The sequence below is a fragment of the Saccharopolyspora spinosa NRRL 18395 genome (genome assembly GCF_000194155.1).
Classification (GTDB): domain Bacteria; phylum Actinomycetota; class Actinomycetes; order Mycobacteriales; family Pseudonocardiaceae; genus Saccharopolyspora; species Saccharopolyspora spinosa.
Genome location: NZ_GL877878.1, coordinates 2,964,554 through 2,987,156 on the forward strand (window position 1 = coordinate 2,964,554; position 22,603 = coordinate 2,987,156).

Annotated in this window: 24 protein-coding genes and 1 pseudogene; 14 read left to right on the top strand and 11 right to left on the bottom strand. The window is 68.1% G+C overall.

The annotated features are described in order from the left end of the window. Both SSPN_RS43875 and SSPN_RS43880 read left to right on the top strand, forming a co-directional pair. Nucleotides 1-2,379: pseudogene (locus SSPN_RS43875) on the top strand (hypothetical protein); the annotation flags it as partial. Nucleotides 2,380-2,386: 7 nt separating this feature from the next. Beyond that, complete coding sequence (locus tag SSPN_RS43880; RefSeq protein WP_010695875.1) at nt 2,387-3,220, top strand: immunity 49 family protein; 834 nt, start codon at nt 2,387-2,389, stop codon at nt 3,218-3,220. A 69-nt stretch (nt 3,221-3,289) separates the two neighbouring features. Here SSPN_RS43880 and SSPN_RS0114905 read toward each other — a convergent pair whose 3' ends face one another. After that, nucleotides 3,290-4,168, bottom strand: coding sequence for an endonuclease V (locus SSPN_RS0114905; RefSeq protein WP_394378604.1), 879 nt, complete (start codon nt 4,166-4,168; stop codon nt 3,290-3,292). Nucleotides 4,169-4,185: 17 nt separating this feature from the next. After that, nucleotides 4,186-4,800, bottom strand: coding sequence for a mycothiol-dependent nitroreductase Rv2466c family protein (locus tag SSPN_RS0114910; RefSeq protein ID WP_010695879.1), 615 nt, complete (start codon nt 4,798-4,800; stop codon nt 4,186-4,188). Nucleotides 4,801-5,064: 264 nt separating this feature from the next. Here SSPN_RS0114910 and pepN point away from each other — a divergent pair, with 264 nt between their 5' ends. Next, complete coding sequence (gene pepN, locus SSPN_RS0114915; RefSeq protein WP_010695881.1) at nt 5,065-7,638, top strand: aminopeptidase N; 2,574 nt, start codon at nt 5,065-5,067, stop codon at nt 7,636-7,638. Nucleotides 7,639-7,796: 158 nt separating this feature from the next. Continuing rightward, nucleotides 7,797-8,543: a response regulator gene (locus tag SSPN_RS0114920; protein ID WP_029535347.1), complete on the top strand. Its 747-nt coding sequence runs from the start codon at nt 7,797-7,799 to the stop codon at nt 8,541-8,543. Between the two features lie 301 nt (nt 8,544-8,844). On the opposite strand, the gene SSPN_RS0114925 is transcribed toward SSPN_RS0114920, so the two are convergent. From SSPN_RS0114925 to SSPN_RS0114940, 4 genes are all read right to left on the bottom strand, one after another. Then, the gene (locus SSPN_RS0114925; RefSeq protein WP_010695885.1) at nt 8,845-9,348 is read right to left on the bottom strand and encodes a DUF5130 family protein; all 504 of its coding nucleotides are present in this window, start codon (nt 9,346-9,348) and stop codon (nt 8,845-8,847) included. Next, nucleotides 9,335-9,595, bottom strand: coding sequence for an aa3-type cytochrome oxidase subunit CtaJ (ctaJ, locus tag SSPN_RS0114930; protein WP_010695887.1), 261 nt, complete (start codon nt 9,593-9,595; stop codon nt 9,335-9,337). Before ctaJ ends, SSPN_RS0114925 begins: the two co-directional genes overlap by 14 nt. A gap of 348 nt (nt 9,596-9,943) precedes the next feature. Continuing rightward, nucleotides 9,944-10,555 carry a hypothetical protein gene (locus SSPN_RS54715; protein WP_010695889.1) on the bottom strand — a complete coding sequence of 204 codons (612 nt, stop codon included), beginning with the start codon at nt 10,553-10,555 and terminating at the stop codon, nt 9,944-9,946. Nucleotides 10,556-10,642: 87 nt separating this feature from the next. Beyond that, complete coding sequence (locus tag SSPN_RS0114940; protein WP_010695891.1) at nt 10,643-11,293, bottom strand: HNH endonuclease; 651 nt, start codon at nt 11,291-11,293, stop codon at nt 10,643-10,645. Between the two features lie 224 nt (nt 11,294-11,517). Here SSPN_RS0114940 and SSPN_RS0114945 point away from each other — a divergent pair, with 224 nt between their 5' ends. The 7 genes from SSPN_RS0114945 to SSPN_RS56715 all read left to right on the top strand — a co-directional run bounded on the left by SSPN_RS0114945 (nt 11,518) and on the right by SSPN_RS56715 (nt 19,281). Then, nucleotides 11,518-13,617: a prolyl oligopeptidase family serine peptidase gene (locus SSPN_RS0114945; protein ID WP_010695893.1), complete on the top strand. Its 2,100-nt coding sequence runs from the start codon at nt 11,518-11,520 to the stop codon at nt 13,615-13,617. A 168-nt stretch (nt 13,618-13,785) separates the two neighbouring features. Then, nucleotides 13,786-14,760, top strand: coding sequence for a mechanosensitive ion channel family protein (locus SSPN_RS0114950; RefSeq protein ID WP_010695895.1), 975 nt, complete (start codon nt 13,786-13,788; stop codon nt 14,758-14,760). Between the two features lie 134 nt (nt 14,761-14,894). Next, nucleotides 14,895-15,278: a globin gene (locus SSPN_RS0114955; protein WP_010695897.1), complete on the top strand. Its 384-nt coding sequence runs from the start codon at nt 14,895-14,897 to the stop codon at nt 15,276-15,278. Nucleotides 15,279-15,426: 148 nt separating this feature from the next. Further along, nucleotides 15,427-16,488 (top strand): alpha-amylase family glycosyl hydrolase, encoded by a 1,062-nt coding sequence (locus tag SSPN_RS0114960; RefSeq protein ID WP_010695899.1) that lies wholly within the window; start codon nt 15,427-15,429, stop codon nt 16,486-16,488. A 92-nt stretch (nt 16,489-16,580) separates the two neighbouring features. Then, the gene (locus SSPN_RS0114965) at nt 16,581-17,879 is read left to right on the top strand and encodes a heparan-alpha-glucosaminide N-acetyltransferase domain-containing protein (RefSeq protein WP_049887595.1); all 1,299 of its coding nucleotides are present in this window, start codon (nt 16,581-16,583) and stop codon (nt 17,877-17,879) included. A 109-nt stretch (nt 17,880-17,988) separates the two neighbouring features. After that, on the top strand, nt 17,989-18,255 hold the full coding sequence (locus SSPN_RS0114970; RefSeq protein WP_044572935.1) for a hypothetical protein: 267 nt from the start codon (nt 17,989-17,991) through the stop codon (nt 18,253-18,255). Between the two features lie 3 nt (nt 18,256-18,258). Beyond that, nucleotides 18,259-19,281, top strand: coding sequence for a hypothetical protein (locus SSPN_RS56715; protein WP_010695904.1), 1,023 nt, complete (start codon nt 18,259-18,261; stop codon nt 19,279-19,281). A 258-nt stretch (nt 19,282-19,539) separates the two neighbouring features. Here SSPN_RS56715 and SSPN_RS62605 read toward each other — a convergent pair whose 3' ends face one another. Beyond that, entirely contained in the window at nt 19,540-19,641 is a 102-nt protein-coding gene (locus tag SSPN_RS62605; RefSeq protein WP_238935400.1) for a DUF397 domain-containing protein, read from the bottom strand. Beyond that, nucleotides 19,605-20,081: a hypothetical protein gene (locus SSPN_RS59745; RefSeq protein WP_237710546.1), complete on the bottom strand. Its 477-nt coding sequence runs from the start codon at nt 20,079-20,081 to the stop codon at nt 19,605-19,607. The genes SSPN_RS62605 and SSPN_RS59745 overlap by 37 nt, the downstream gene beginning before the upstream one ends. Before the next feature lie 139 nt (nt 20,082-20,220). Here SSPN_RS59745 and SSPN_RS0114985 point away from each other — a divergent pair, with 139 nt between their 5' ends. Then, nucleotides 20,221-20,469 (top strand): hypothetical protein, encoded by a 249-nt coding sequence (locus SSPN_RS0114985; protein ID WP_010695908.1) that lies wholly within the window; start codon nt 20,221-20,223, stop codon nt 20,467-20,469. A gap of 91 nt (nt 20,470-20,560) precedes the next feature. Then, nucleotides 20,561-20,740 carry a hypothetical protein gene (locus tag SSPN_RS0114990; RefSeq protein ID WP_010695910.1) on the top strand — a complete coding sequence of 60 codons (180 nt, stop codon included), beginning with the start codon at nt 20,561-20,563 and terminating at the stop codon, nt 20,738-20,740. 137 nt (nt 20,741-20,877) lie between these two features. Here the strand turns inward: SSPN_RS0114990 and SSPN_RS43890 are convergent, their stop codons facing one another. Then, nucleotides 20,878-21,213 (bottom strand): DUF3558 domain-containing protein, encoded by a 336-nt coding sequence (locus tag SSPN_RS43890; protein WP_237710547.1) that lies wholly within the window; start codon nt 21,211-21,213, stop codon nt 20,878-20,880. Here SSPN_RS43890 and SSPN_RS0115000 point away from each other — a divergent pair. Next, the gene (locus tag SSPN_RS0115000) at nt 21,206-21,496 is read left to right on the top strand and encodes a hypothetical protein (protein WP_010695918.1); all 291 of its coding nucleotides are present in this window, start codon (nt 21,206-21,208) and stop codon (nt 21,494-21,496) included. The genes SSPN_RS43890 and SSPN_RS0115000 overlap by 8 nt on opposite strands. Before the next feature lie 6 nt (nt 21,497-21,502). Here the strand turns inward: SSPN_RS0115000 and SSPN_RS0115005 are convergent, their stop codons facing one another. Both SSPN_RS0115005 and SSPN_RS0115010 read right to left on the bottom strand, forming a co-directional pair. Continuing rightward, nucleotides 21,503-22,144 carry a DUF8010 domain-containing protein gene (locus tag SSPN_RS0115005; protein ID WP_010695919.1) on the bottom strand — a complete coding sequence of 214 codons (642 nt, stop codon included), beginning with the start codon at nt 22,142-22,144 and terminating at the stop codon, nt 21,503-21,505. After that, complete coding sequence (locus tag SSPN_RS0115010; RefSeq protein WP_010695921.1) at nt 22,137-22,568, bottom strand: acyl-CoA thioesterase; 432 nt, start codon at nt 22,566-22,568, stop codon at nt 22,137-22,139. The genes SSPN_RS0115005 and SSPN_RS0115010 overlap by 8 nt, the downstream gene beginning before the upstream one ends. Nucleotides 22,569-22,603: the final 35 nt, after the last annotated feature.

Sequence of the window (22,603 nt, forward strand, 5' to 3'; positions counted from 1 at the left end):
GCCGGACGCCCGCCGTCGACCCCGGACGGCCCACCGCGGCCCCGCGGCCCGGAGGGCAGCGGCACGCGCCCGAGCGCCGCTCCGCGAGGCGGACCAGACACGCCATCGCGGCCCGGCGGAGCAGGCGGACCCGGCAGCCCGACGCGACCCCACGGCGGACCAGACGGCCCGACACGGCCAGGCGGACCCGGCGGTTCAACACACCCCCAGGGCGGACCAGACACGCCATCCCGCCCCAGCGGACCCGGCGGTTCACCGGACACGCCACGGCCTCGGCACCCCGACAGCAGCGCTCCGAACGCACCAGGACGCGGTCCGGACACGCCATCGCGGCCCGGCCCGGATGGCCGGGGCCCCGGCGGCTCCCAACCGCGCACCGACGCGCCCGCCTCCCAGCGGCCGGCAGGCACGAACCCACCCGGCCAACGCCCGGATGCGGGGGCTCCGAACGCGCCGAAGTCACCGGAGCCTCCCAAGACGCCGGACTCTCCGAAATCACCGGACTCGCCCAAGTCCCCCGACGCCGGCAAGTCGCCGGACACGACGAAGCAGCCGGACGCCGGCGAAGCGCCCGACAAGCCGAAGGACGGGGCGGACTCGCATTCCGAGCCAGACAAGCCGAAGGACGACGCGGACAAGCCGAACGATCCGGACGCCGACAAGCCGGAGCCGGGCACGCCCGAGTACGACCAGAAGATCAACGACGGCGCCGACACCCTCGACAACAACCGCACCGATGCGGGCGCCTCCGGTCACACCGACCCGAACATGCGGGACCTCGCACACCGTGTCCCGGACGACGGCAAGCACTTCACGGTCGACGCCCACATGGGCCCGGACGGCCGCATCGACGTCGGCGGCCGCAGCTACTCGCCGGATGAGTTCGCCGACGTGCTGCGCCGCTCCGGCTGGGACGGCGAGAGCCCGATCCGCCTGGTCAGCTGCGACTCCGGCGACTTCGCCAGCGACCTGGCCAAGAAGCTCGACGTGGACGTCACGGCCCCGCGCGGCCTGGCCTGGACCGACACCAACGGCAACGTCTTCGCCGGCAGCCGAGCACCCGACGGCGGCCCCACCTGGCCCCCGGACGGCGGCTGGGACACCCACCACCCCGACGGCTCCAACTCCCCGGCCAGCGACGACGCCTTCCACCCGTCCAAGAACGGCGAAGACCCCGGCGACCGTCCCGACGACGCCGAAGCACGGGATGTCCCGGAACCGGAGTACCCGACGGGGATGACCAGGGAGCAGAAGCTCCAGGACCAGGACTACGTAGACCACCACTACACGTCCTACACGCGGGAAGACGGAAAAGAAGTCATCGCCGTCAACCCCAATCGTTCACCGGATCTGGACGGCGAAGAGCCGCCGCCTATCCGCCGCAAGCGCGACGAGAATGGCCCCGTAACCGATGAGGATGGCAACCCGGTCTACGAGGAGAATCCGAAAACCAAGCGCAAGGGCGAGAGCCCGGAATTCGCCGACCCGAAGGAGTGGGAATACGGCGAAGGACATCCGAAGCCAGCTGAAGATGTCCCCCCTTCGCAAGACGCAACACCCGACGGCGAGTCCTCCAGCGGCGACGGCAACCCCGACCTCGACGACCAGGATCACCCGAGCACTCAAGACTGGCGCGAGGAGAGCCTGCACAAGATCGACGAAGCTATCGAGGAGTGTCGCGCCCGGATGGACGAGCGCGATGCCGCAAAGGACGAGTACCGCGAGGGAAGCCCCGAATACAACCAAACCCTTGGAAAGGTCAGCAGCCAATCGGAAACATTCGGGGAGGTCGTCAGCGACCACGCCCAGAAGGAGAAGCTGGAAGCCGACTTCAACGAACCGGGCAGCAACGAGAACACCCTCCACCCGTCGACAACTCCGGACGGCAGGGACTACATCGAGATCAAGGACAGCGACGGAAACGTCGTCGGAACTGCCGAGCAGCGCCAGCCTCCTGGCGCCGGGAGCGGAAAGTTCGACAGCGTCTGGGAAGTCAAGGATCTGCGCACGACGCCGCCCGAAACCAGGTATGACGTTATTGAAGCGAAGGCCCCGCACGCACCACGCGCCTCCCGCGAACTGCCGGACGGCAGGTACGTCCAGCAATGCCGCCGCGATTATCTCGAAGATGTCATCAAGAACTTGAAGCAGCACGACGCGGGAACTCCTGAACACCAGCTCGGCAAAGACCTCCAGCGGGCGCTCGACGAAGAACGTCTTCACTACGAGGAGCTTCGAGCCAAAGATCCCCGTAAAGAAGATGCTCCAGACGGAGCGGACGGCGGAACCGCCGAGAATGGTGAAAACACCGGCAAAACCGTTGACGTGTACGATGGCTGGGTTCGTAAGCCGGTGAACCTGTACGACGACGAGGACTAGGGGCATCGTGGAATACCTTGCGCGTCACGAGGTCGACACCAATAAGATCCAGGCCCGGATAGATTCGCTGGAGCCCGAACTGGAGTGGGCTTTCAGCCGCCTTGGCACGAAGAACGCGATCGTAGACAGGGTTTTCAGCGAATCACTGATGCTGGGAGAACTGCGCTGCGCAGTCGACCCAGCTGCCGAAGCCGCCGAAACACGTAGTCATTTCGCTGCGGCACTGGAAGCTGGTTTCGGCCTTTTCGTAGCTTCAGACGGACCCGCAGACCCCGTGAGCTACCAAATCCTAGGACGAGAGTTCACCCTCAAGAAAACCGGACCAAGGCGTTATCACCGAGTGGAAAGATGGCTGATCACGCTCTGGCTCGCAGTAATTTTCCGCGACCGCGAGAAGATCGACAATATTGTATCGGTCCCGATTTCCACCCTGCGAGAATCCGGTGCAGAGTACGACGAATTCATGTACTCGTGGGTAGACTCATTGCAGAAATTCTTCCAGCACAGCACCGGCCTTCAGGACTCTTTCGTCGCAACGATGGACGGCACCAACCCCGATGTCGTCTCAATAGCTTCAGAAGAAGTCCTCCTCGACCTGCTGTATCCCCCGATCGAGATGTTCTACTTCATGCTTCGACGCGACTCAGATAAATTCAACGAGTCGCTTTCGGGAGCATTGAAAGCACATCGCCGCTACTGGTCGAAGCCAGATCGCATGACCAATTCCGAGGGAATGATCGCGCTCGGACCACTCGCAGTCTCGGTGCTTGCGAAGCAGTCGAGCATGGACATTCAAGTCGAATCGGAATATCTGCCGCAGCATCTCCTTTCCGGGGAGTGAGGCTTGCCGCGTAACCTCTCGCCATTCCCGTAGGTGCGGGTCAACCGCACGGGCCGGCGGTATCTCGCCTCAGTCCCGGGTTCGGCCCAGGTGGTCCGCCGTGCGGGTCGTCTCCGGGAGGCGGTACTTCGCGGCTAGGCGGAGGGTGAGGTCGCGGGCCCCGTCAAGGGTGTAGCGGTGGCCCACCGAGACGAACACCGGCTTCACCCCGCGCTGCGTGCGCAGCGCCCGGCCGACGACTTCGTCGTCCATCCGCAGCGGCGCCCACTCCCCCCGCTCCTCGCCTGGCGGCTCGTAGCGGCCCATTGCCGTCTTGCCGACGCCGATGCTCGGGATCTCCGTCAGCAAACCCAGGTGGCAAGCCAGTCCGAAGCGGCGGGGGTGGGCCAGGCCTTGCCCGTCGCAGACCAGGACGTCCGGCACCACCGACAGCCTGGAAAGCGCCTCGAGCAGCGGCGGAGCTTCGCGGAAGGCGAACAGCCCTGGGATGTAAGGAAAATCAGTCAAGCCGCGCACGACAGCACTGTCCACGACGGACAATGTCGCGACCTCGACGACCGTCACCGCAGCGACCAGTTGATCCGACTCGCGGTACGCCACGTCCAGACCCGCCGCTGTGCGCACCTCGGCCGGTTCGCCGTCGAACCGGACCAACGGGCGCAGCCGCTCTTGGATCGCAACGGCTTCGGCTTCCGTCGAGGGCCACGGGTGCAGGTCACGGACGCGGATCACGCGTCGATCGTATGCCAGTCCGGGCACGGGCCCGTGAGTCTTTGGGCTGCTGCAGCTGGCACAGGAGCCGCGACCCCGAGGGCAGCGCTGCATGGACTTGATCTCCAGGAACTCCTCGATCCCGAAGCGGCCGAATTCGCGGCCGTTGCCGGACTGCTTGTAGCCGCCGAACAGGGCGTTCTCGCCGAGCACGCTGGGAAGGTGCCGGCCCCGCACCTTCCCAGCCGGAGACGTCAGTCGAACTGCGGCGACTCGGTGCGGGTGCGCTTGAGCTCGAAGAAGTACGGGTAGCTGGCCATCGCGACGGCGCCGTCGAACAGCTTCGCCGCCTCCTCCCCACGTGGGATGCGGGTGATCACAGGGCCGAAGAAAGCCACCCCATCGACGTGGATGGTCGGCGTGCCCACCTCGTCGCCGACCGGGTCCATGCCCGCGTGGTGGCTGGCGCGCAGCTCCTCGTCGTACTCGGTGCTGCTGGCCGCCTCGGCCAGCGACGCGGGCAGGCCCACGTCGGCCAGCGACTCGCTGATCACCTGCTCGAAGTCCTTGTTGCCTTGGTCGTGCAGGCGGGTGCCCATCGCGGTGTAGAGCGGCGACAGCACGTCCTCGCCGTGGTGCTTGGCGGCGGCGATGGCCACCCGCACCGGACCCCACGCCTTCTCCAGCAGCTCCTGGTATTCGGCGGGCAGGTCGCGGCCCTGGTTGAGCACCGCCAAGCTCATCACGCGGAAGTTCAGGTCGATGTCGCGGACCTTCGCGACCTCCAGGATCCAGCGCGAGGAAACCCACGCGAAGGGGCACGCCGGGTCGAAGTAGAAGTCGACCCTGGGTCGGGCTGCGGCGCTCATCAAGCCTCCAGTGTTCTCCGGGACGGGCACGGATCGCCCGGCGCCCCGGCGTTCGAGAAATCCGGTCGCGGACGCGTTCCGGAACGCGTCGTCATGGGTACCAACCCCGGTAGAGCCGAATGTCTTCCCACCCGACCCGACACGCCGACGACGAAGGCGGACCCGCCCGGCAGCACGCCCGCACGCGGACGTGATTTGATGCCTGCGCCAGGTGCGCCAGGCGCCCCTGGCATGACGAGTTCCCGACGAGCAACGAGGTGATCCGTGGCCCCGCCGAACCTCACCCGCGACCAGGCCGAGCAGCGCGCGGCCCTGCTGGAGGTCCAGTCGTACGTGATCGAACTGGATCTCAGTGCTGGCGCGGGTGGCCCGGACGTGGAGACGTTCGGTTCCACCACCACGGTGCGGTTCCGCAGCAACGAGGCGAGCGCCGACAGCTGGATCGACCTGGTCGCCGACCGGGTGCACAGCGCCGTGCTCAACGGAGTCGAGCTCGACGTCTCCGACTACGACGAGTCCACCGGCATCCGGCTGCCGAACCTGGCCGCCGACAACGAGCTCGTGGTGCGCGCCGACTGCGCCTACACCAACACCGGCGAGGGCCTGCACCGCTTCATCGACCCGGTCGACGGCGGCGTGTACCTCTACAGCCAGTTCGAGACCGCCGACGCGAAGCGGATGTTCACCTGCTTCGACCAACCCGATCTGAAGGCCACCTACCAGATCACGGTGGACGCCCCGGAGTCGTGGAAGGTCATCTCCAACGCCACCGCCGAGGTCACCGACTCGGCGAACGGCAAGCGGCACGAATTCGCCACCACCAAGCCGATGTCCACCTACCTGGTGGCGCTGGTCGCCGGGCCGTACGCCGAGTGGCGCGACGTCTTCCCCGGCGAGGACGGCCAGGACGAGATCCCGCTGGGCATCTACTGCCGCGCTTCGCTTGCCGAGCACCTCGACGCGGAGCGGCTGTTCACCGAGACCAAGCAGGGTTTCGGCTTCTACCACAAGGCGTTCGGGGTGCCCTACCCGTTCGGCAAGTACGACCAGTGCTTCGTGCCGGAGTTCAACGCGGGCGCGATGGAGAACGCCGGCTGCGTCACGTTCCTGGAGGACTACGTCTTCCGGTCGAAGGTCACCGGCTACCTCTACGAGCGGCGCTGCGAGACGGTGCTGCACGAGATGGCGCACATGTGGTTCGGCGACCTGGTGACCATGCGCTGGTGGGACGACCTGTGGCTCAACGAGTCGTTCGCGACCTGGGCCAGCGTGCTCGCGCAGGTCGGCGCCACCCAGTACGGCCACGCGTGGACGACGTTCGCCAGCGTGGAGAAGTCCTGGGCGTACCGGCAGGACCAGCTGCCGTCCACCCACCCGGTGGCCGCCGACATCCAGGACCTGCAGGCCGTCGAGGTGAACTTCGACGGCATCACCTACGCCAAGGGCGCCTCGGTCCTCAAGCAGCTGGTCGCTTACGTGGGCCTAGACAACTTCCTGGCCGGGCTGCGGATCTACTTCAACCGGCACGCCTGGGGCAACGCCACCCTCAACGACCTGCTGCGGGCGTTGGAGGAGGCCTCCGGTCGCGATCTGTCGTGGTGGAGCGCGCAGTGGCTGGAGACCACGGGCCTGAACATGCTGCGGCCGCGGTTCGCCACCGACGACGAGGGCCGGTTCACCTCGTTCGAGGTGGTGCAGAACGGCGCCCGGCCCGGCGCGGGCGAGCTGCGCACGCACCGGCTGGCGATCGGTATCTACGACGACGAGGGCGGCAAGCTGGTGCGCAAGCACCGCGTCGAGCTCGACGTCACCGGTGAGCGCACCGAGGTGCCCGACCTGGTCGGCGTGCATCGGGGCAAGCTCGTGCTGGTCAACGACGACGACCTGACCTATTGTTCGCTGCGCTTCGACCCCGAGTCGCTGGCCGCGCTGATCGACCGGATCGGCGACATCGACGAGTCGTTGCCGCGGGCTCTGTGCTGGTCCACCGCGTGGGAGATGACCCGCGAGGCCGAGCTGAAGGCGCGCGACTTCGTGACGCTGGTGCTGGGTGCATCGGCGGAGGGCGGCATCGGTGCCGAGAGCGAGATCGGCGTGGTGCAACGGGTGCTGCTGCAGACCCAGACCGCACTCGCGTCCTATGTGGACCCGTCGTGGCAGCCGGAGGGGTGGCGGCGGTTCACCGGTCGGCTCTTCGAGCTCGCCCGCGCCGCCGAGCCCGGTTCGGACCACCAGCTCGCGTTCGTCAATTCGCTGGCCGGATCGGTGTTCTCAGCCGATCAGGTCGCCGAGCTGCGCGGCTGGCTGGACGGGTCGGCGCCGCTGGCCGGGCTAACCGTCGACACCGACCTGCGCTGGCAGCTGCTGCAGGCGCTGGTCGCGCACGGCGCGGCCGGCGAGTCCGAGATCGACGCCGAGCTGGAGAAGGACCAGACCGCAACCGGTCGGCGGCGCGCGGAGCGGGCGCGGGCGCTGATCCCGACTCCGGAGTCCAAGGAGAAGGCCTGGCAGCGGGCGGTGCACGACGACCAGCTACCGAACGCGGTCAGCGACTCGATCATCGCGGGCTTCCAGCACCCGGCCCAGCGCGAACTGCTCGCGCCATACGTGCGTCGCTACTTCGAAGAGATCGACGAGGTCTGGCAGCGCCGTTCCAGCGAGCGGGCCCAGCCGACGGTGATCGGGTTGTTCCCGTCATGGGCGGTCACCGACGACACGGTGGCGGAATCGGACGCTTGGCTGGCCAACGAGCACCCGTCGGCGCTGCGCCGCCTGGTGTCGGAGGGTCGCGCGGGCATCGTGCGCGCCCTCGCGGCCCGGGAGTTCGATCGCTCCTGACCCCTTGCGGGTGAGAGGTGGAGGGCACCTTCGAGCAACTCACTGGCTCGATGGTGCCTTTTACCGCGTTTCCCGGGCGGGTGAGCACGAATCGTGTCGTGGCGGATACGGCGAGTAAGATTTCGTTGATCTGCCCGATGCGAGGGGTGGGAGCGTCGATGCCCGAACTGATCTCCGCCATCTCCGAGCTGCTGTGGCCGTTGATCGCGCTGATGGCGATCTTCGTGTTTCGCCGCGCCATCTGGCGGGTGCTGCGCACCGCCGAGAAGCGGGAGCTGGAGTTCGAGATCGGCGGCCAGCGGCTCACCATGCACCAGCTCAACGATCAGCAGAACGACATGATCCAGGACCTGCAGCGGCAGCTGAGCCTGCTCAGCAAGCAGCTGGAGGAACGCGACCGCACCGGCGCCCCGGCGGAGGCGCCGGTGCCCGTTCCGGCACTACCCGAAGCACCCGAGATCTCCGGCAACGGCGACGGCAGGCACGAGGCAGAAGTCGAACTGCCGCCGGTGCACTCGCCAGCCGGGCCGGAGCCGCTCGCGGTGCTGTGGGTCGCGGAGAAGCCGGAGGCGCAAGCAATCCTGGCGGAGCAACTCCGGGACAACGGCGTGCGGGTGACGATGACGACGACCAACGATGCTGCGCTGGCGGAGCTGTCCCAACGCCAGTACCGGCTAATCGTGGAAGACATGGGCCGCAAGGAGAACGGCCGGTGGCGCCCCGACGCCGGGCTCGCGCTGCTACGCGAACTGCGCGATCTGGGCGTGGACACCCCGGTGATCGTCTACAGCAGCCAGCGGGCCCAGCAGCAGTACGGCGAACAAGCGCGACAGCTGGGCGCGGTCGGCACGACGTCGTCGGCCTACGAGATGTTCCAGAACCTCCAGAGCTTCGACCTGCTCTGATCTCCTCCGCGCACTTCGGCCTACCGGGGACGCAGCCTGAACGCCAAGCAAAACGAGTCGACGCCACCTGAGGCTTGACCGCAGGTGGCGTCAGGCAAGCGGAGGTCAGCCGCTTTCTCTTTTCCCACGAACGAAACTCGCACCGCCGCGGGTTCTCAGGCTGCGCCCACCCCGTCGGGATTCTTGACGATGCCAGTCCGCAGCGTCGCGAACTGGTCATACATGAGTCGGGGATCCCGGAGTCGAGAAGTGCCTGAGGTTCCGCTACCCGCACCGCTACGCAAACGAGCCGGGAACACCCTTAGCGACGGGAGCGGGACTGCTGGTAGCTGGTGCCGGCCGTGTCGGCGAGCATCCGCAGGGCCCCGATGAGGCCGTCGATCAGCTCGCCCTCCTTGAAGGACGCGACCATGCTCATCGCGGCGAGCTGGCAGCTGCGGTCCGGGATGCGCCGGTGCGCTTCCTCGCCGGTGACGATCTCGAACTTCTGCTGGCCCGGCGAAACCGCGATCAGCACGCTGTCCGAGGCCATCGCCCCGAGGTTCGCGTGCAACTCCTCGGCCTGCTTGCGGGTGTCTTCGCCGAGATCGCCGAGGTAGATCGCGAACTCCAGCCCGGTGCTGCGGCTGGACAGCGCCAACGCCTCGTCCAGTCGCGCGAGCTGGCCGGGGCCGAACGGCAGCCGCGGCCGGTCGGGCTCGACGTGGCGGGCGACGGACAGCCGACCGGTGGCCATCATCGCTTCGCCGATACCGAGCTCACCGGCGTCCACGGCGGGCCGCCCCGCGATCTCACCAGTTGCCACGTGCGCCTCCCCGAGCAGTGCTGGGCCGCGCATCGCTCTGCGCAGCCTCCGAATCCACGTCCGCCATCGGTGCAGCGGTGTTCACGCCCGCCGGGTTGGACACCCAGAACACCGGCGCGAAATCCCACTCCTGCCCCGCGCGGTAACGCGGACGGGTGAGCCGAGGCCACATGGCGATGAGCACGATTAGGCCGTAGATGGCCGCGGGGATCACCGCCAGGAAGAGAACAGTCTCCAGGACAGTCACGCGAATACGGTATCCGATGGCCCCTGCTTCGTGTGCTCGACCTGTGCGGCGCATGATCGAAGCCGTAGTTGACGCCGAGCCACCGTCGCGACACGTTCGAGTGATTCGACGACGAGCAAAGTCGCCCGCAATGCGATTCCCGCTGGTCGGAACCTGCATACAGGAACCCAGAAACTACGCACGGTTACTAGTCAAGAGTGTTCTACATCACTTATGGTAACTCGTTCAGACTAATCGCTGCCCCCGAATGGGGTCCAACCAGACGGTTGCAATGCGCGGCGACTTGGCGGCTTGTCCCTACGGGTTCCTGCTCCTAGTTTTTCACCTGTATGGGTCTTGCATATTTGATCACATGCGTTCAAAGCGTCCTTTGAATGCGGGAGGCACACAATGTCGATCATCGAAACCGCCCTCACTCTTCCGATCATTAACCAGCCACTGCTTGAACACGGCGTCCGGATCAGCGGCCGCAACCGCGGTGTGCGGATCAGCGGACAGCAAGGCGTACGGATCAGCGGTCGACAGGGCGTCCGAATCAGCGGGCAGCAAGGCGTGCGGATCAGCGGACAGCAAGGTGTGCGCATCAGCGGACAGCAAGGCGTGCGCATCAGCGGTCGACAGGGCGTGCGGATCAGCGGCGAGCAAGGTGTGCGGATCAGCGGACAGCAAGGTGTGCGGATCAGCGGCGAGCAAGGCGTGCGGATCAGCGGGTGCCAGGGCGTGCGGATTTCCAGCGGTGTGCGGATCAGCGGACAGCACGGTGTCCGAATCAGCAGCGAGCGCGGCGTGCGCATCAGTGGCCGACACGGCGTGCGCATCAGCGGACAGCAAGGCGTCCGCATCAGCGGTCGTCTGCACGGCGTCCGCATCAGCGGTCGTCAGCACGGCGTCCGCATCAGCGGTCATCAGCAAGGCGTGCGCATCAGCGGGCGTCAGGGCGTGCGGATCAGCGGGCAGCACGGGGTCCGCATCAGCTGATCAGCCCACGTGGCATTGGACTCCCGCCAACCCGGCGCGCAGCGTTCTCCGGTCGCCCGAACCAGCACTTCAGGCTGCGGGCTCACCGAGGTACGGCAACCACAGCGGGTCCGTTTCAGAAAGCCCCGCCAGCAACCGCCAGTGCCGCCCGCGCGGCGCGTGCGGTGCCACCGGGAGGCGCCAGCCCAGCTCGTTGAGCGTCTTGTCCGCCTTGCGGTGGTTGCACTTCGTGCAGCAGGCGACGCAGTTCTCCCAAGTGTGCGGCCCGCTGCGGCTTCGCGGCACGACATGATCTATCGTTTCGGCGCGAGCACCGCAGTACACGCACCGGTAGTTGTCCCGCAGCATCAACGCGGCCCGGGTCAACGGCACTCGGCCGCGGTACGGCACTCGCACGAAGTTGCTCAACCTGATCACCGACGGGACTTCGACGCTGGCAGTCGCTGAATGCAGCACCATGCCGGCCGAATCGCCGTGCACGACCTCGGCCTTGCCGCAGACGAGCAGCACGATCGCTCGGCGCAGCGGAAGCGCCGTCAACGGCTCGAACGTGGTGTTGAGCAGGAGCACCCGGCGTTTTCGCCAGGACGGTCCGTGACCGGGTGGCCGGTCCGACTGCGGCGGCGAAGTGCCAGCGCGGCTAGGCGGGCACAGCGCGACCCGCGACGCGAGGCCGTTGGCCTTCAGCGCCGGTTGTCGGATCGGTTGTCGGTCGGGCACGCGACCACCTCCACCGGTGTCGGGCCTAGTCGAACACACAACCCTGCCCGAACGCACGTGTGATTCGACACGCCACGCCTGGTGACTGCCGAACGCACACTAATCATTCCCGATCATGGACCGCGAGACAACAATGATCATTCCGGGTGAATCGGGTCGGGCTCCAGTGAAATGATCACGCCGAGATCAACGGTCTACCACGGAATGCACGTATCGTCGCTGCCGTGAACGACGTGCAAGCAGCGCATCTGACCTACCCCCGCGCCGACCGCGACGACATCGTCGAAGACCTGCACGGCCACCAGGTGGCCGACCCGTACCGGTGGCTGGAGGACCCGGCCGAGCCGCGCACCGAGGCGTGGTCGACGGCGCAGGACGAGCTCGCCCGCACCTGGCTGGACACGTTGCCTGGCCGCGAAGCGGTCGCGGAGCGGATGCGATCGCTGCTGGCCGCCGGTTCCGTCTCGGCCCCGGCCTGGCGCGCGGGGCGGGCGTTCTTCACCCGCCGGGAGCCCGGGCAGGAGTTCCCCGTGCTTTACGTGCGCGAGCCCGACGGCGCCGAGCGGGTCCTGCTGGACGTCACCGAGCTGGACCCGTCCGGGCTGACCACGCTGGACAGCTGGACGCCGAGCCTGGAGGGCGACCGGCTGGCCTACCAGATCTCCGTCGGCGGCGACGAGGAGTCACTGCTGCACGTGCTGGACGTCGCCACCGGCGACCTCGTCGAGGGCCCGATCGACCGGTGCCGCTATTCGACGATCTCGTGGCTACCCGGCGGCGAGGAGTACTTCTACATCCGGCGGCTGGCACCGGAGCTGGTGCCCGACGGCGAGGAGCAGTTCCACCGCCGGGTGTGGCGGCACCGGGTGAGTGCCGACCCCGACCAGGACCTGCTGGTGCACGGCGAGGGCCTGGACCACACCTACTACTACGGAACCCGGGTTTCGCGGGACGGCCGTTGGCTGGTCATCGAGGGCAGCCCGGGCACCGCGCGGCGGGATTCGGTGTGGATCGCCGACCTCTCCGAGGGCGGCGACGTGCCGAACCTCCGGCAGGTCGTGGACACCTCCGACGGGTACCGGGTCGGTGCCTGGGTGGAGCGCGACGACCGGCTGTATGTGATGACGACGCTGGACGCCCCGCGCTGGCGGCTGTGCGTGGCGGACCCGACCAACCCGGCGCCGGCGAACTGGACCGAGCTGATCGCCGAGGAACCCGACTCGGTGCTGGAGGCCGTGCGCTGGTTCGACACCGGTGACGGCGACCCGCAGCTGGTGGTGCTGCGGACCCGGCACGCGGTGTCCGAGGTGACGCTGCACGATCCGGCCACCGGTCGGCGGACCGCAGAGGTCCCGCTGCCGAGCACCGGACAGGTCACCGCGCTGGCCACCGTGGACGAAGCCACCGAAGGCGACCGCGACCGGCTGTGGATCGGCTGGACCGACTTCGCCACCCCGCCGTGCGTGCACGCCTACTCCCGCCGCACCGGGCAGACCGCGCTGGACCAGCAGGCGCCGGGCACCGTCGAGCTGCCTGCGGTGCACACCCAGCAGGTCACCTACCGCTCGCTGGACGTCCTGCTGAGCCCGGCGGGCGAACCCGACCGCCCCCGGCCGGTGTTCATGACCGGCTACGGCGGTTTCTCGCTGTCCCGCGAGCCCGGCTACACGCCTTCCGCGCTGGCGTGGGTCGCCGCCGGCGGCGTCTGGGCGTTGCCCTCGCTGCGCGGCGGCGGCGAGGAAGGCGAGGAGTGGCACGTCTCGGGCATGCGCGAGCAGAAGCAGCACACCTTCGACGACTTCCACGCGGCGGCACAGCACCTGATCGACGAGGGCTGGACGACCGCCGAGCAACTGGCGATCTCCGGTGGCTCGAACGGCGGCCTGCTGGTCGGGGCGGCGCTGACGCAGCGCCCGGGCCTCTACCGCGCGGTGGTGTGTTCGGCACCGCTGCTGGACATGGTCCGCTACGAGCAGTTCCTGCTCGGCCGCACGTGGAACGACGAGTACGGCACCGCCGACGATGCGGAGGAACTGGGCTGGCTGCTGTCCTATTCCCCGTACCACAACGTGACCGACCAGACGGACTACCCGTCGGTGCTGTTCACCGTCTTCGAATCGGACTCCCGGGTCGACCCGAACCACGCCCGCAAGATGTGCGCGGCGTTGCAGCACGCCACCAGCTCCGACCCAGCGAAACGTCCGGTTCTGCTGCGCCGGGAGACCGAGGTCGGGCATGCCGCGCGCTCGGTGTCCCGTACCGTGGGTCTGGCGACCGACCAGCTCGCCTTCCTCGCGGAGGCCACCGGACTCGCCCTGGACTGAGCCCGAACTCGGTCCCGGCGGTCAGCTGTTCGAGACTCGTGCGCGGCGGGGCGCGCACGATGCTCGGTTGGCCGGTTGCCGACCCGGTGATGTGCCCCAACGCATCCGGCACCCCCGTGCCGGTCACCACCGCGGGCCCTGAACGACAGCATGGAGAACCCCCGACCCATGATGGATCTGCCGCTTTTGACCCAACCGAACTGTGCCGCGGACTCGTTATGGTGCCGGACCATCTCCGAATGGACCGGCAACCAGTGGCTGGCGTCCTACGCCGACCTCCTCATCGCCAAGCCGGTGAACATCGTGCTCATCCTGGTCGTCGCATTCATCGTGCGATGGCTGGTACACCGCACGATCAACCGCCTCACCCGCGGCAACGGCAAACCCCCGAGACTGCTGACTCCGCTGAAAGAACGCCGGGCCGACACGATGACGGCCGAGCTCTTGTCGGAGCGGCGCGTCCAGCGCGCGCGCACGATCGGCTCGGTGCTCAAGTCGATGGCCTCGTTCGTGATCTTCGGCCTCGCCGCGATCTACGTGCTGCAGGTGCTGAGCATCCAGATCGCCCCGGTCCTGGCCTCTGCCGGTGTGCTGGGTGTCGCGGTCGCCTTCGGCGCCCAGAACCTCGTCCGGGACTTCCTGTCCGGCATGTTCATGCTCGTCGAGGAGCAGTACGGCGTCGGTGACGTGGTCGACCTCGGCGAGGCTAGCGGCACCGTCGAGTCCGTCGGCCTGCGGGTCACCACGCTGCGCGACATCAACGGCACCGTCTGGTACGTCCGCAACGGCGAGATCCTGCGGGTCGGCAACTCCAGCCAGGGCTTCGCCGTGGCCGTGGTGGACTTCCCGATCTCGCACACCAGTGACGTGCAGAAGGCCATCGAGGTGGCCGCCAAGGTCGCCACCGAGGCGGCCTCGCGCGAGCCGCTGACCAAGGACGTGCTGAATCCGCCGGAAATGCTGGGCGTGGACCAGATCACCGCGGACACCATCACCCTGCGCATGACCACCAAGGTTCGCCCCGGCAGGCAGTGGGCGGTGCAGCGGCGATTACGCGCGGAGATCAAGCGCGCTTACGACGAGGAGGACATCGAGCCGCCGTACCCGTACGGTCGGCCGCTGCCTTCCGGCCCGGTCGTCTAGCCGCTGGTTATGCCGGCCGTAAGTCCTCGGGTCGCCATCGCTGCCGGGAGGCTCGCGGCCGACGTGGGCGCAGGTGTGAGGCGTTCGTCCGCCAGGTCGTCCAAAATCCAGCGCGCCCCTGAGAGGATGGAGCCGTGACTTCCGTGGAGACCTTCTACCAGCAGGTCGGCGGCGAGGCGACCTTCCACCGGATCGTGGCTCGGTTCTACGAGGAGGTGGCCGAGGACGAGCTGCTGCGGCCGCTCTACCCGGAGGAAGACCTCGGGCCCGCCGAGGAACGGCTGCGGCTGTTCCTGATGCAGTACTGGGGCGGCCCGCACACGTACTCCGACCGCCGCGGCCATCCCCGGCTGCGGATGCGGCACGCCCCGTTCAAAATCGGCCCGGGGGAGCGGGACGCATGGCTTCGCTGCATGCGGATCGCGATCGACGAGGTCGACCTCAAACCGGAGCACCGCGACCAGCTGTGGCAGTACATGGAGATGGCCGCCAACAGCATGATCAACTCCTGGTTCTGACGAGCTCGTCCTGCGCGGCGACGCCGGTCGCCACCCCTGCGGGAGTTACCGACATCGCCTCGCTGGCGACTCGTGCACGACGACTGCACCACTTCAAGGACAAGACCGAGAACATTCGAACACAGCCACTGAGACGAAGGACCTGGTCATGCGACGGGCGGACGCACATGCGGGCCGCGGCGAACAGCCGTGGTGGTGGGACGCGGTGTGCTACCAGGTCGACGTCGGCTCGTTCGCCGACGGCGACGGCGACGGGGTCGGCGACCTCGCCGGGCTGACCGGTCGGCTCGGCTACCTGGACCTGCTCGGCGTCGACGCGGTCGTGCTGGCCGGGGCAGCCGGGCTGGACCCGTCGGCAGCGCCGTTCGCCGAGCTGCTCGGCGAGGCGCGCAAGGCCAGCATGCGCGTGATGGTCTCGCTCGATGTGGATCCCGCGCGCAGCGACCCCGGACCGGTGCTGCTGCCCTGGGTGGAGCACGGCGCCGACGGGTTCCACCTGGCGCCGCGTCCCGACCCGGCCGGCGCAATCGTCGCAGCGCTCGCCGGCTACCCGGATCGCGTGGTGATCGGCAGCGGACCGGGCGATTGGCACCTGTCGTTCAACCTCGACCTGGCCGTCGCCGGTTTCGACGCCGAACGGGTTCGTAAGGCGATCACGGACGTGTTCGCCTCCCCCGGGTCGCGCCAGGCGTGGGCGATGGCCAGCCGCGACACCGAGCAGTGCCGGGACGACGCGGCGTTGACCCCGGTCCGCGCGATGGCCCTGGTACAGCTGGCGCTGCCCGGCGCGGTCTGCCTGCGGCACGGCGAGGAGCTCGGCCTGCCCGGGACCCAGCGCGTCCGGATGCCGTGGGAGGGCGACCGGCCGCCGTTCGGCTTCTCCACCGCCGAAGCCGACTGGTCGTCGATCCCGGCTGACTGGGTCACGTTCACCGCGGAGGCCCAGCTGGAGGACGCGACGTCCACGCTGTCGCTGTACCGGCACGCGCTGGAGACCCGGAGAAGGCATCCGGCGTTCACCGGCGACGACGTCGAGTGGTTCGGGGCGCCTGACGGGTGCTTAGCGTTCCGGCGCACCGGCACGACCCTGATCTGCGCGTTGAACACCTCGCCGGACCGAGTGCCGCTGCCCCCAGGCGAGGTGCTGCTGACGTCGCGCCCCCTGGAATCCGGGGAGTTGCCGCCGGGCACCGCCGCTTGGTTGGTGTGAGCCTGACCTCGCCTAGGCGACCGGGCGCGAGTGGGCCGGAGCGGGTGGCGGTAAATTTTGGTAAAGCCGCCCCTGACGACCCGCTGGATGCTATGTCTGCCCGTGCGCCCGAGCTGAGCCCTCCTCGGACGACGGAACGCACCCGCCGGTTGGTCGGCGTCGACATCGCCCGGTTCGTCGCGGTGTTCGGTATGTTCTGCATCCACTTCGGCGTGCCGTTCGCGCAGGGCGACGTTGAGGTTTGGGTCGCGCAGTTCTCCAGCGGCCGGTCCACCGCGCTGTTCACCCTGCTGGCCGGGGTGTCGCTGGCGATAATGACCGGGCGCAGCGAACCCCCGATCGGTAGCGCGCTCCGCGACGCCCGTGTCCGGGTCGCGGTGCGCGCGGTGCTGCTGCTGGTGGTCGGCCTCGCGCTGGCGCGGGCGACCAGCGCAACGGGCTTCCTGCTCACCGTGATCATCCCGTTCTACGGGCTCTACTTCTTGCTGGCAGTGCCGTTCATCCGGTTGCGGGCGCGCGGGCTGCTGATCGCCTCGGTCGTCTCGGCCGCAGTGGGTCCGCAGCTGTCGTTCGTGCTGCGGACCTGGATCGCCTGGGACACGCCGCTGCGCGCGGTCGTCGACGCGATCGACCTGATCGACCCGGGGCACCTGATCGCCGACGAGGGGCTGTTCGACCTGCTGCTGCTCGGCTTCTACCCGGCGGCGTCGTACCTGCCGCTGGTGCTGGCCGGGATGGCCGTCGGGCGGTTGGACCTGCGGTCGACCAAAGTGCGGATCTGGCTCGGCGCGACCGGGCTGGCCGTGTCGCACTCGGGCTACGAGCTGTCGAACTGGCTGGTGGAGGCCACCGGCACGGCACTGCCGCCGGGACCGAGCGAGGGCACCGTCCCGATCGACCACCCGGAGTGGCTGCTGACCGCCACCGCGCACAGCGGCACCACGTTCGAACTGCTGGACTCCGGTGGCATCGCGCTGGTGATCCTCGCGGTCTGCCTGGAACTGGCCGACCGGACCGGGCGGGCGCTGAAACCGCTGGCCACGGCGGGGTCGATGGCGCTGACGCTGTACGCGATCCACGCGCTGACGCTGGCCTGGCAGATCGTCGTCGGCGGCTGGCCGCTGAGCGGCGTGCCGGACACCCTGGCCCAGCTGGCCAGCATGGGCCCAGCGCTGCCGACGGACGTCCCGAACATGCCGGCGTTCCCGCGCGACGGCCACCACCCGGAGGGCGTGGTGGCGTTCGTCAACACCTACATGCCCGAGGTGTTCCTGATCTTCTCGATCGTCTTCCCGCTGGTCTGGAAGCGGTTCTTCCGCCGCGGGCCGCTCGAGGCGGCCATCAGCGAGACCGTCCGGTGGGTTACCGGGCGTTCCGCCCGCCAGCCCTGAGCAGGTAGAACGGCGGGGCTTCAGAATCGGTGGGACTTTCGCCTCTTAACAGCCGCGCGCCGGAAGTCGTTGCGTTGGGGATGGCGTCGCCCATCCGGAGGTGATCTTGATGAGTTTCCGGCACCGGCCCGACGACGCACCGGACGCAGTCGGAATCCCACCCGCCCTCGGCAAAGCTATGGCCAGCTACCGGTCGCTGCTCGACGAGTTGGAGGAGGGCAGCATCGACGACGCGACCTTCCGCCGCCGCGCTCTCGGCGTCGGGCTGATCGTGCGCGAGCACGAGGCCTGGATCCTGGACCTCTCGACCGAGCGGTGGTGGCGCTACGACGGCGTTGCGCTGTCGAGCCTGCGTTTCCGGGAAGTCGAGGGCTGAGCGGTGTCGGCCCCGACCGACCCGGCGATCCTCCGGGAACGCCTCGACGGCCTCGCCGACCTGCTCCGCAACGCGGAACCGAGCCCATCCGGGCTGGGCGGTCCCCTCTCGACGAGTCCGCTCCCGGTAGCCGCGCTGCAAGACCACCTGGGCAACGCGACAAGTTGGCTCGGCCGGGTTTGGGCCGCGTTCGCGCGCGACGGCACGGCGGTGCGGCGGTGGCTGGTGAGCGAGCCGCTGGGCTCGCCCATCCCGCCACAGGAGCCGACGGCCCTGCCCCTGCGGAAGCAGTTCCGCCTCTCGCTGGCGACGGCGGCGCTCGGTGCCAGCATCGCCGCGGCCGCCTACACGTTGACGGCGCCGCTCGCGGATCCCTTCTTCGGCCTGATCCCGCCGGGCATCTTCAGCAGGCTCCCGCCGTTCGCCGAGAACACGGTGCCCGCGCCGGATGGTGAGGCGCCCCTGCTCAACACCAACCCGCCCCACGACGTGGTGGTTCCCGGGCTGCCGCTCGTGGCGCGGTCTCCGAGGCCGCCCCAACCACCCCCTCCGCCGCCGAGCGCGGCCGCCGCCTCAGCCCCGCTGGAGACGGGGGCTAGCAACGGGACGGCGGGTTCGCCGGCCGTCAGCACCAGGCCACACGACTCGACCGGGTCTGACGCGGCGCCCATCCGGGCCCCGGAACCGGCCGGGCAGCAGAGCGGCGTTGCTCCGGCGAAGCCGGCCGTGCCGCCACCTGCCTCACCACCCGCCCCGCCACCTGGCCAGCCACCTGGCCAGCCACCGGAGATCTCTGACGGACCGACGAAGGTACCGACCGCTCCGCCGCAGACCACGACGACCCACGAGCCACCACAAAACACGGCACCCGACCCGCCGACGCGAACCACGACCCACCAACCACCACACCCACCAACCACCACAAAACACGGCACCCAACCCGCCGACGCGAATCACGACGACTCACGAACCGACGCAAACGCCGGAACCGACGCCGACCACGACGGCGACGGGACCTACCACTGATCCCACGACGAATCACAACCCCAGTACGGCCGCGCCGGCCTACACCACGGATCGCGGCACGTCCTGAAGGCATCCGGTGCCCCAATTTCCATTGAAATCAGAGGTCCAATTTCCATTGAAATCAGAGGTCCAATTTCCATTGAAATTGCGGGATGGACCTGGCGACGGACTGCACAGCTGCCCGCAGATGTGGCCGGTGTACCGCAGACCGTCACGTTCCTCGACTGACGACGATCAGCCCAGCAGCAACGGGACAGATCAGCGGTGGTACCGACCGGACTTCTCGGCCGCGATGAAAGTCGTCCACTGCCCAGCTGGCACGATCAGGACACCACCGGCCCGATCCTTTGTGTCCCGCACCCCGGTGCGCTCACCCCGACAGCCACCTCGACGCAGTTGCCGTTACGAATCCAATTCTTGTCGAACAGCATCGGCCTCGGCATCATTGAGTTCCTCGAAGACCGTGAGTGCTTGTTCCCAGTGAGTTCCGGCCTGCTCGTGGTCACCGGCAGAGCAGCTCTGCTTCGTCCCAGCGCCAAGCAGCTTGAGGTGCCAGGCAGCAGCGGCCGGACCTGCTCGGCTGTGCGGGCATTGTCAAGCAGGATGAGCATCTGCTTCCCGTGCACCAGAATGCGGAACAGCCCCGCACGAGCGTCCAATTCCTGAGGCATTCGCTCTGTTTGGACCCCCAAGGCGATCAAGAAACTGACCAAGGCATCGGCGGCTTCTAACGGCTCGGCAATCGGGTCGAAGCGCCGTAGGTTCACGTAGAGGTCGCCGTCCGGGAACCGGTCCCTCACGCGGTGCGCCCTGTGCACGGCCAACGTCGACTTACCTACTCCCGCGACCCCATCAACCGTCGAGATCAGTACGGACCTGTCACTGTCGGCTGTCGCGTAGCGTCGTGAGCGCGTCTTGCTCCACCGCCCGATTTACGAAGTGGCGAGCAGCGACCGGCAATTGTCGCGGGACCAGTTTTTCCTCGTGCGCATGGTGGAAGTGCACGTCGCCGTGAATCCGACCGGTTTGCGCGCTGTGTCCAGCAATCTGGGCTGCCGACTCGTTGTGCACTCCATCACGCACGTTCACCAATCCCCCAAAACTAACGCCGCGCCGGGGCTGGTCGGACTGCAGCGGATCGCCCCGGAGATCGCCTGGATACGCGAGAGCACCTGCATGGCGTGCTGACAGGTCCTCGCATCCCGCCAGTAGCGCTCAACCACATCCGGATTCGGCAGCGACGGAAACCACCATGTTCTGGCTCTAGGTCGCGACGCGCGTGCTGATCAACGTCATCATCTTCGGCATGGTGTTCTCGGGCTTACCCAAAGCGCGGCACAGCGGCAGTCGCGAAGGCGATTACACAGTCTGGCACCTGATCGCCGAGATCGAGGCGGAACGTCAAGCGGCGCAAGAGGAATCCGGCATCAGACGACATCGCCTGCGCGAGCCGACCTGACGCCCGACCCTAAACCGGATCGCTTCTCTGAACAACGTCTGGCACCCGACCCCGCTCCGTGGGTGCCAGACCGCCCAGGTGGGCCGGGCAGTCCCCTCCCCCTGCCCGTTCCACCTCCCTATCCCCTGACCAACAGCTCACCGGGGCATACGTGGCGCGATCACTTGCGCCACCTTCAGCGCCTCACCGCACTCGTCCAAGCCCTGATTCCGGAACTCGCTGACGTCAACAAGGATCACACCGCCGCCCACGTCGAACATCGCGGAGCAAATCCGCGCGGCCGTGCCACTCTCGCTGGTGGCACTCGCCGCCGCACGCCCATCGATCTGCAGGCGGTCGAACTTTGACCGCAGCTTGCCTTCGGACACCTGTTTTGTCAGCTGGTCTTTTTTGGCCAGGTTGCAAACGGCTCTACCGGCCCGGCGGTACGGTAATGAACTCAGGCAGAACAAGGAGTTCATTGCGATGGTCACACGTCATCCGGAAGTTCCCGACGACGCGGATCGCGATCACAGCCTACTGATCACCGAAGCACAACAGCGCGAATTGCTGGCGTTCCTTACTACGACCGAGTTCGAGTTGCGGGAGGTGACGCTGCAGGTGTTGTCCGAAACCCCAATCGGCCGAGATGTCGCGGAACAACACCTCGCCGAACTAACCGAGCTCACCAGGCAGGCATGCGACGTCATAGCCAATGCTGTCACCGTCGAGGAACGGATCGCCCACCTCGACTTTGCCGCTGGAGACCTCGGCTGAGGACGATCAGACCAGCAGCGGCAGCAGGGCGTGGCGGCGGCGGACCACCGCGCCGTAGCGGGAGTCGAGTCGCAGCCAAGCGTCGGTTGCGCTGACCCGGACGATCTCCGACTCCGCTGGCTTGGGCACCAGGAAACCCATGCCGGACAACACAAACAGGCAGCGCAGCGGAACCTTCACCTCGAAACCGGAACCGCTGACCGTGAAGACCTCCTGGTCCAGCAGGGACGCCGGCGGTGTCCCCTTTGGACCGACGTTGTCCTTGGCCACGTCGATGCCCCGCTCCGCGACCTCGCCGACGAGCTTCGCCGGCAGGTCGTCCACCCGGTGCCAGCCCTCGACCGGCGGCAGTTCGGAGCGCCACATCAGATCCCGCGGCGGTCCGGGGTCCATCACCGGGGCGCCCGCCACCGTCAACGTGGCCAGCAGCTCGTTCCCGGACACCGTCACGTCCGACGGCTCGACCTCGCCCTCGACCGACCTGGTGGACAGCGCGTCGAAGGGCGTCGCCGCCCACACGTCGACGCGGCCTGCGCCAGGCCTGTTGCGCAAGCGCACCAGCGCCTGGCCGTCCAGCCGCACCGCGCGGGCCACGAACGCTCCGAGGTCCTCCCGCTCGACCGAGTCGGGCATCCGCAGCTCAGGCACGGCCCAACTCCGACTTCGCTGGTTCGAGCTGCCACTCCGCGAGGAAGTCGCGCTCCTCCGAGGTCAGCCGCCGCGGCCGCCCCGCCCGCAGGTCGTAGGGCACCATCAGGGTTTCCGCGGTGGCCACCGCCTCCTGCGCGTAGGCCGTGTAGTCGACGATGAACGACGCGGCCTTCAGCTCCCGCACCGACATCCGCACCTGCAGTGACCTCGCCTGGTACAGCAGCGGACTGTGGTAATCGACCACGACCCGGGCGACCACCATGCCCTCCGCCATCCCGAGCAGGCCCTGCCGTTCCGCCTCGGAGAACAGCAGCTCGGCCCGCGCCTCCTCCAGCAGCGTGATCGTCCTGGCATGGTTGACGTGCCCGAACGCGTCCATGTCGGACCAGCGCAGGGACACCTCGGCTACGAACGCGCCCACTGGCGAGCTTCCTTTCTGCCGTTCGGGTGGCTTGC

What these genes read in the sequence shown, in the direction of transcription:
- SSPN_RS0114910 (WP_010695879.1), bottom strand. Translation starts at nt 4,800, where the DNA reads ATGAGCGCCGCAGCCCGACCCAGGGTCGACTTCTACTTCGACCCGGCG.
- SSPN_RS0114920 (WP_029535347.1), top strand. Translation starts at nt 7,797, where the DNA reads ATGCCCGAACTGATCTCCGCCATCTCCGAGCTGCTGTGGCCGTTGATC.
- SSPN_RS0114950 (WP_010695895.1), top strand. Translation starts at nt 13,786, where the DNA reads ATGATGGATCTGCCGCTTTTGACCCAACCGAACTGTGCCGCGGACTCG.
- SSPN_RS0114960 (WP_010695899.1), top strand. Translation starts at nt 15,427, where the DNA reads ATGCGACGGGCGGACGCACATGCGGGCCGCGGCGAACAGCCGTGGTGG.
- SSPN_RS0114965 (WP_049887595.1), top strand. Translation starts at nt 16,581, where the DNA reads ATGTCTGCCCGTGCGCCCGAGCTGAGCCCTCCTCGGACGACGGAACGC.
- SSPN_RS0114970 (WP_044572935.1), top strand. Translation starts at nt 17,989, where the DNA reads ATGAGTTTCCGGCACCGGCCCGACGACGCACCGGACGCAGTCGGAATC.
- SSPN_RS0115000 (WP_010695918.1), top strand. Translation starts at nt 21,206, where the DNA reads ATGGTCACACGTCATCCGGAAGTTCCCGACGACGCGGATCGCGATCAC.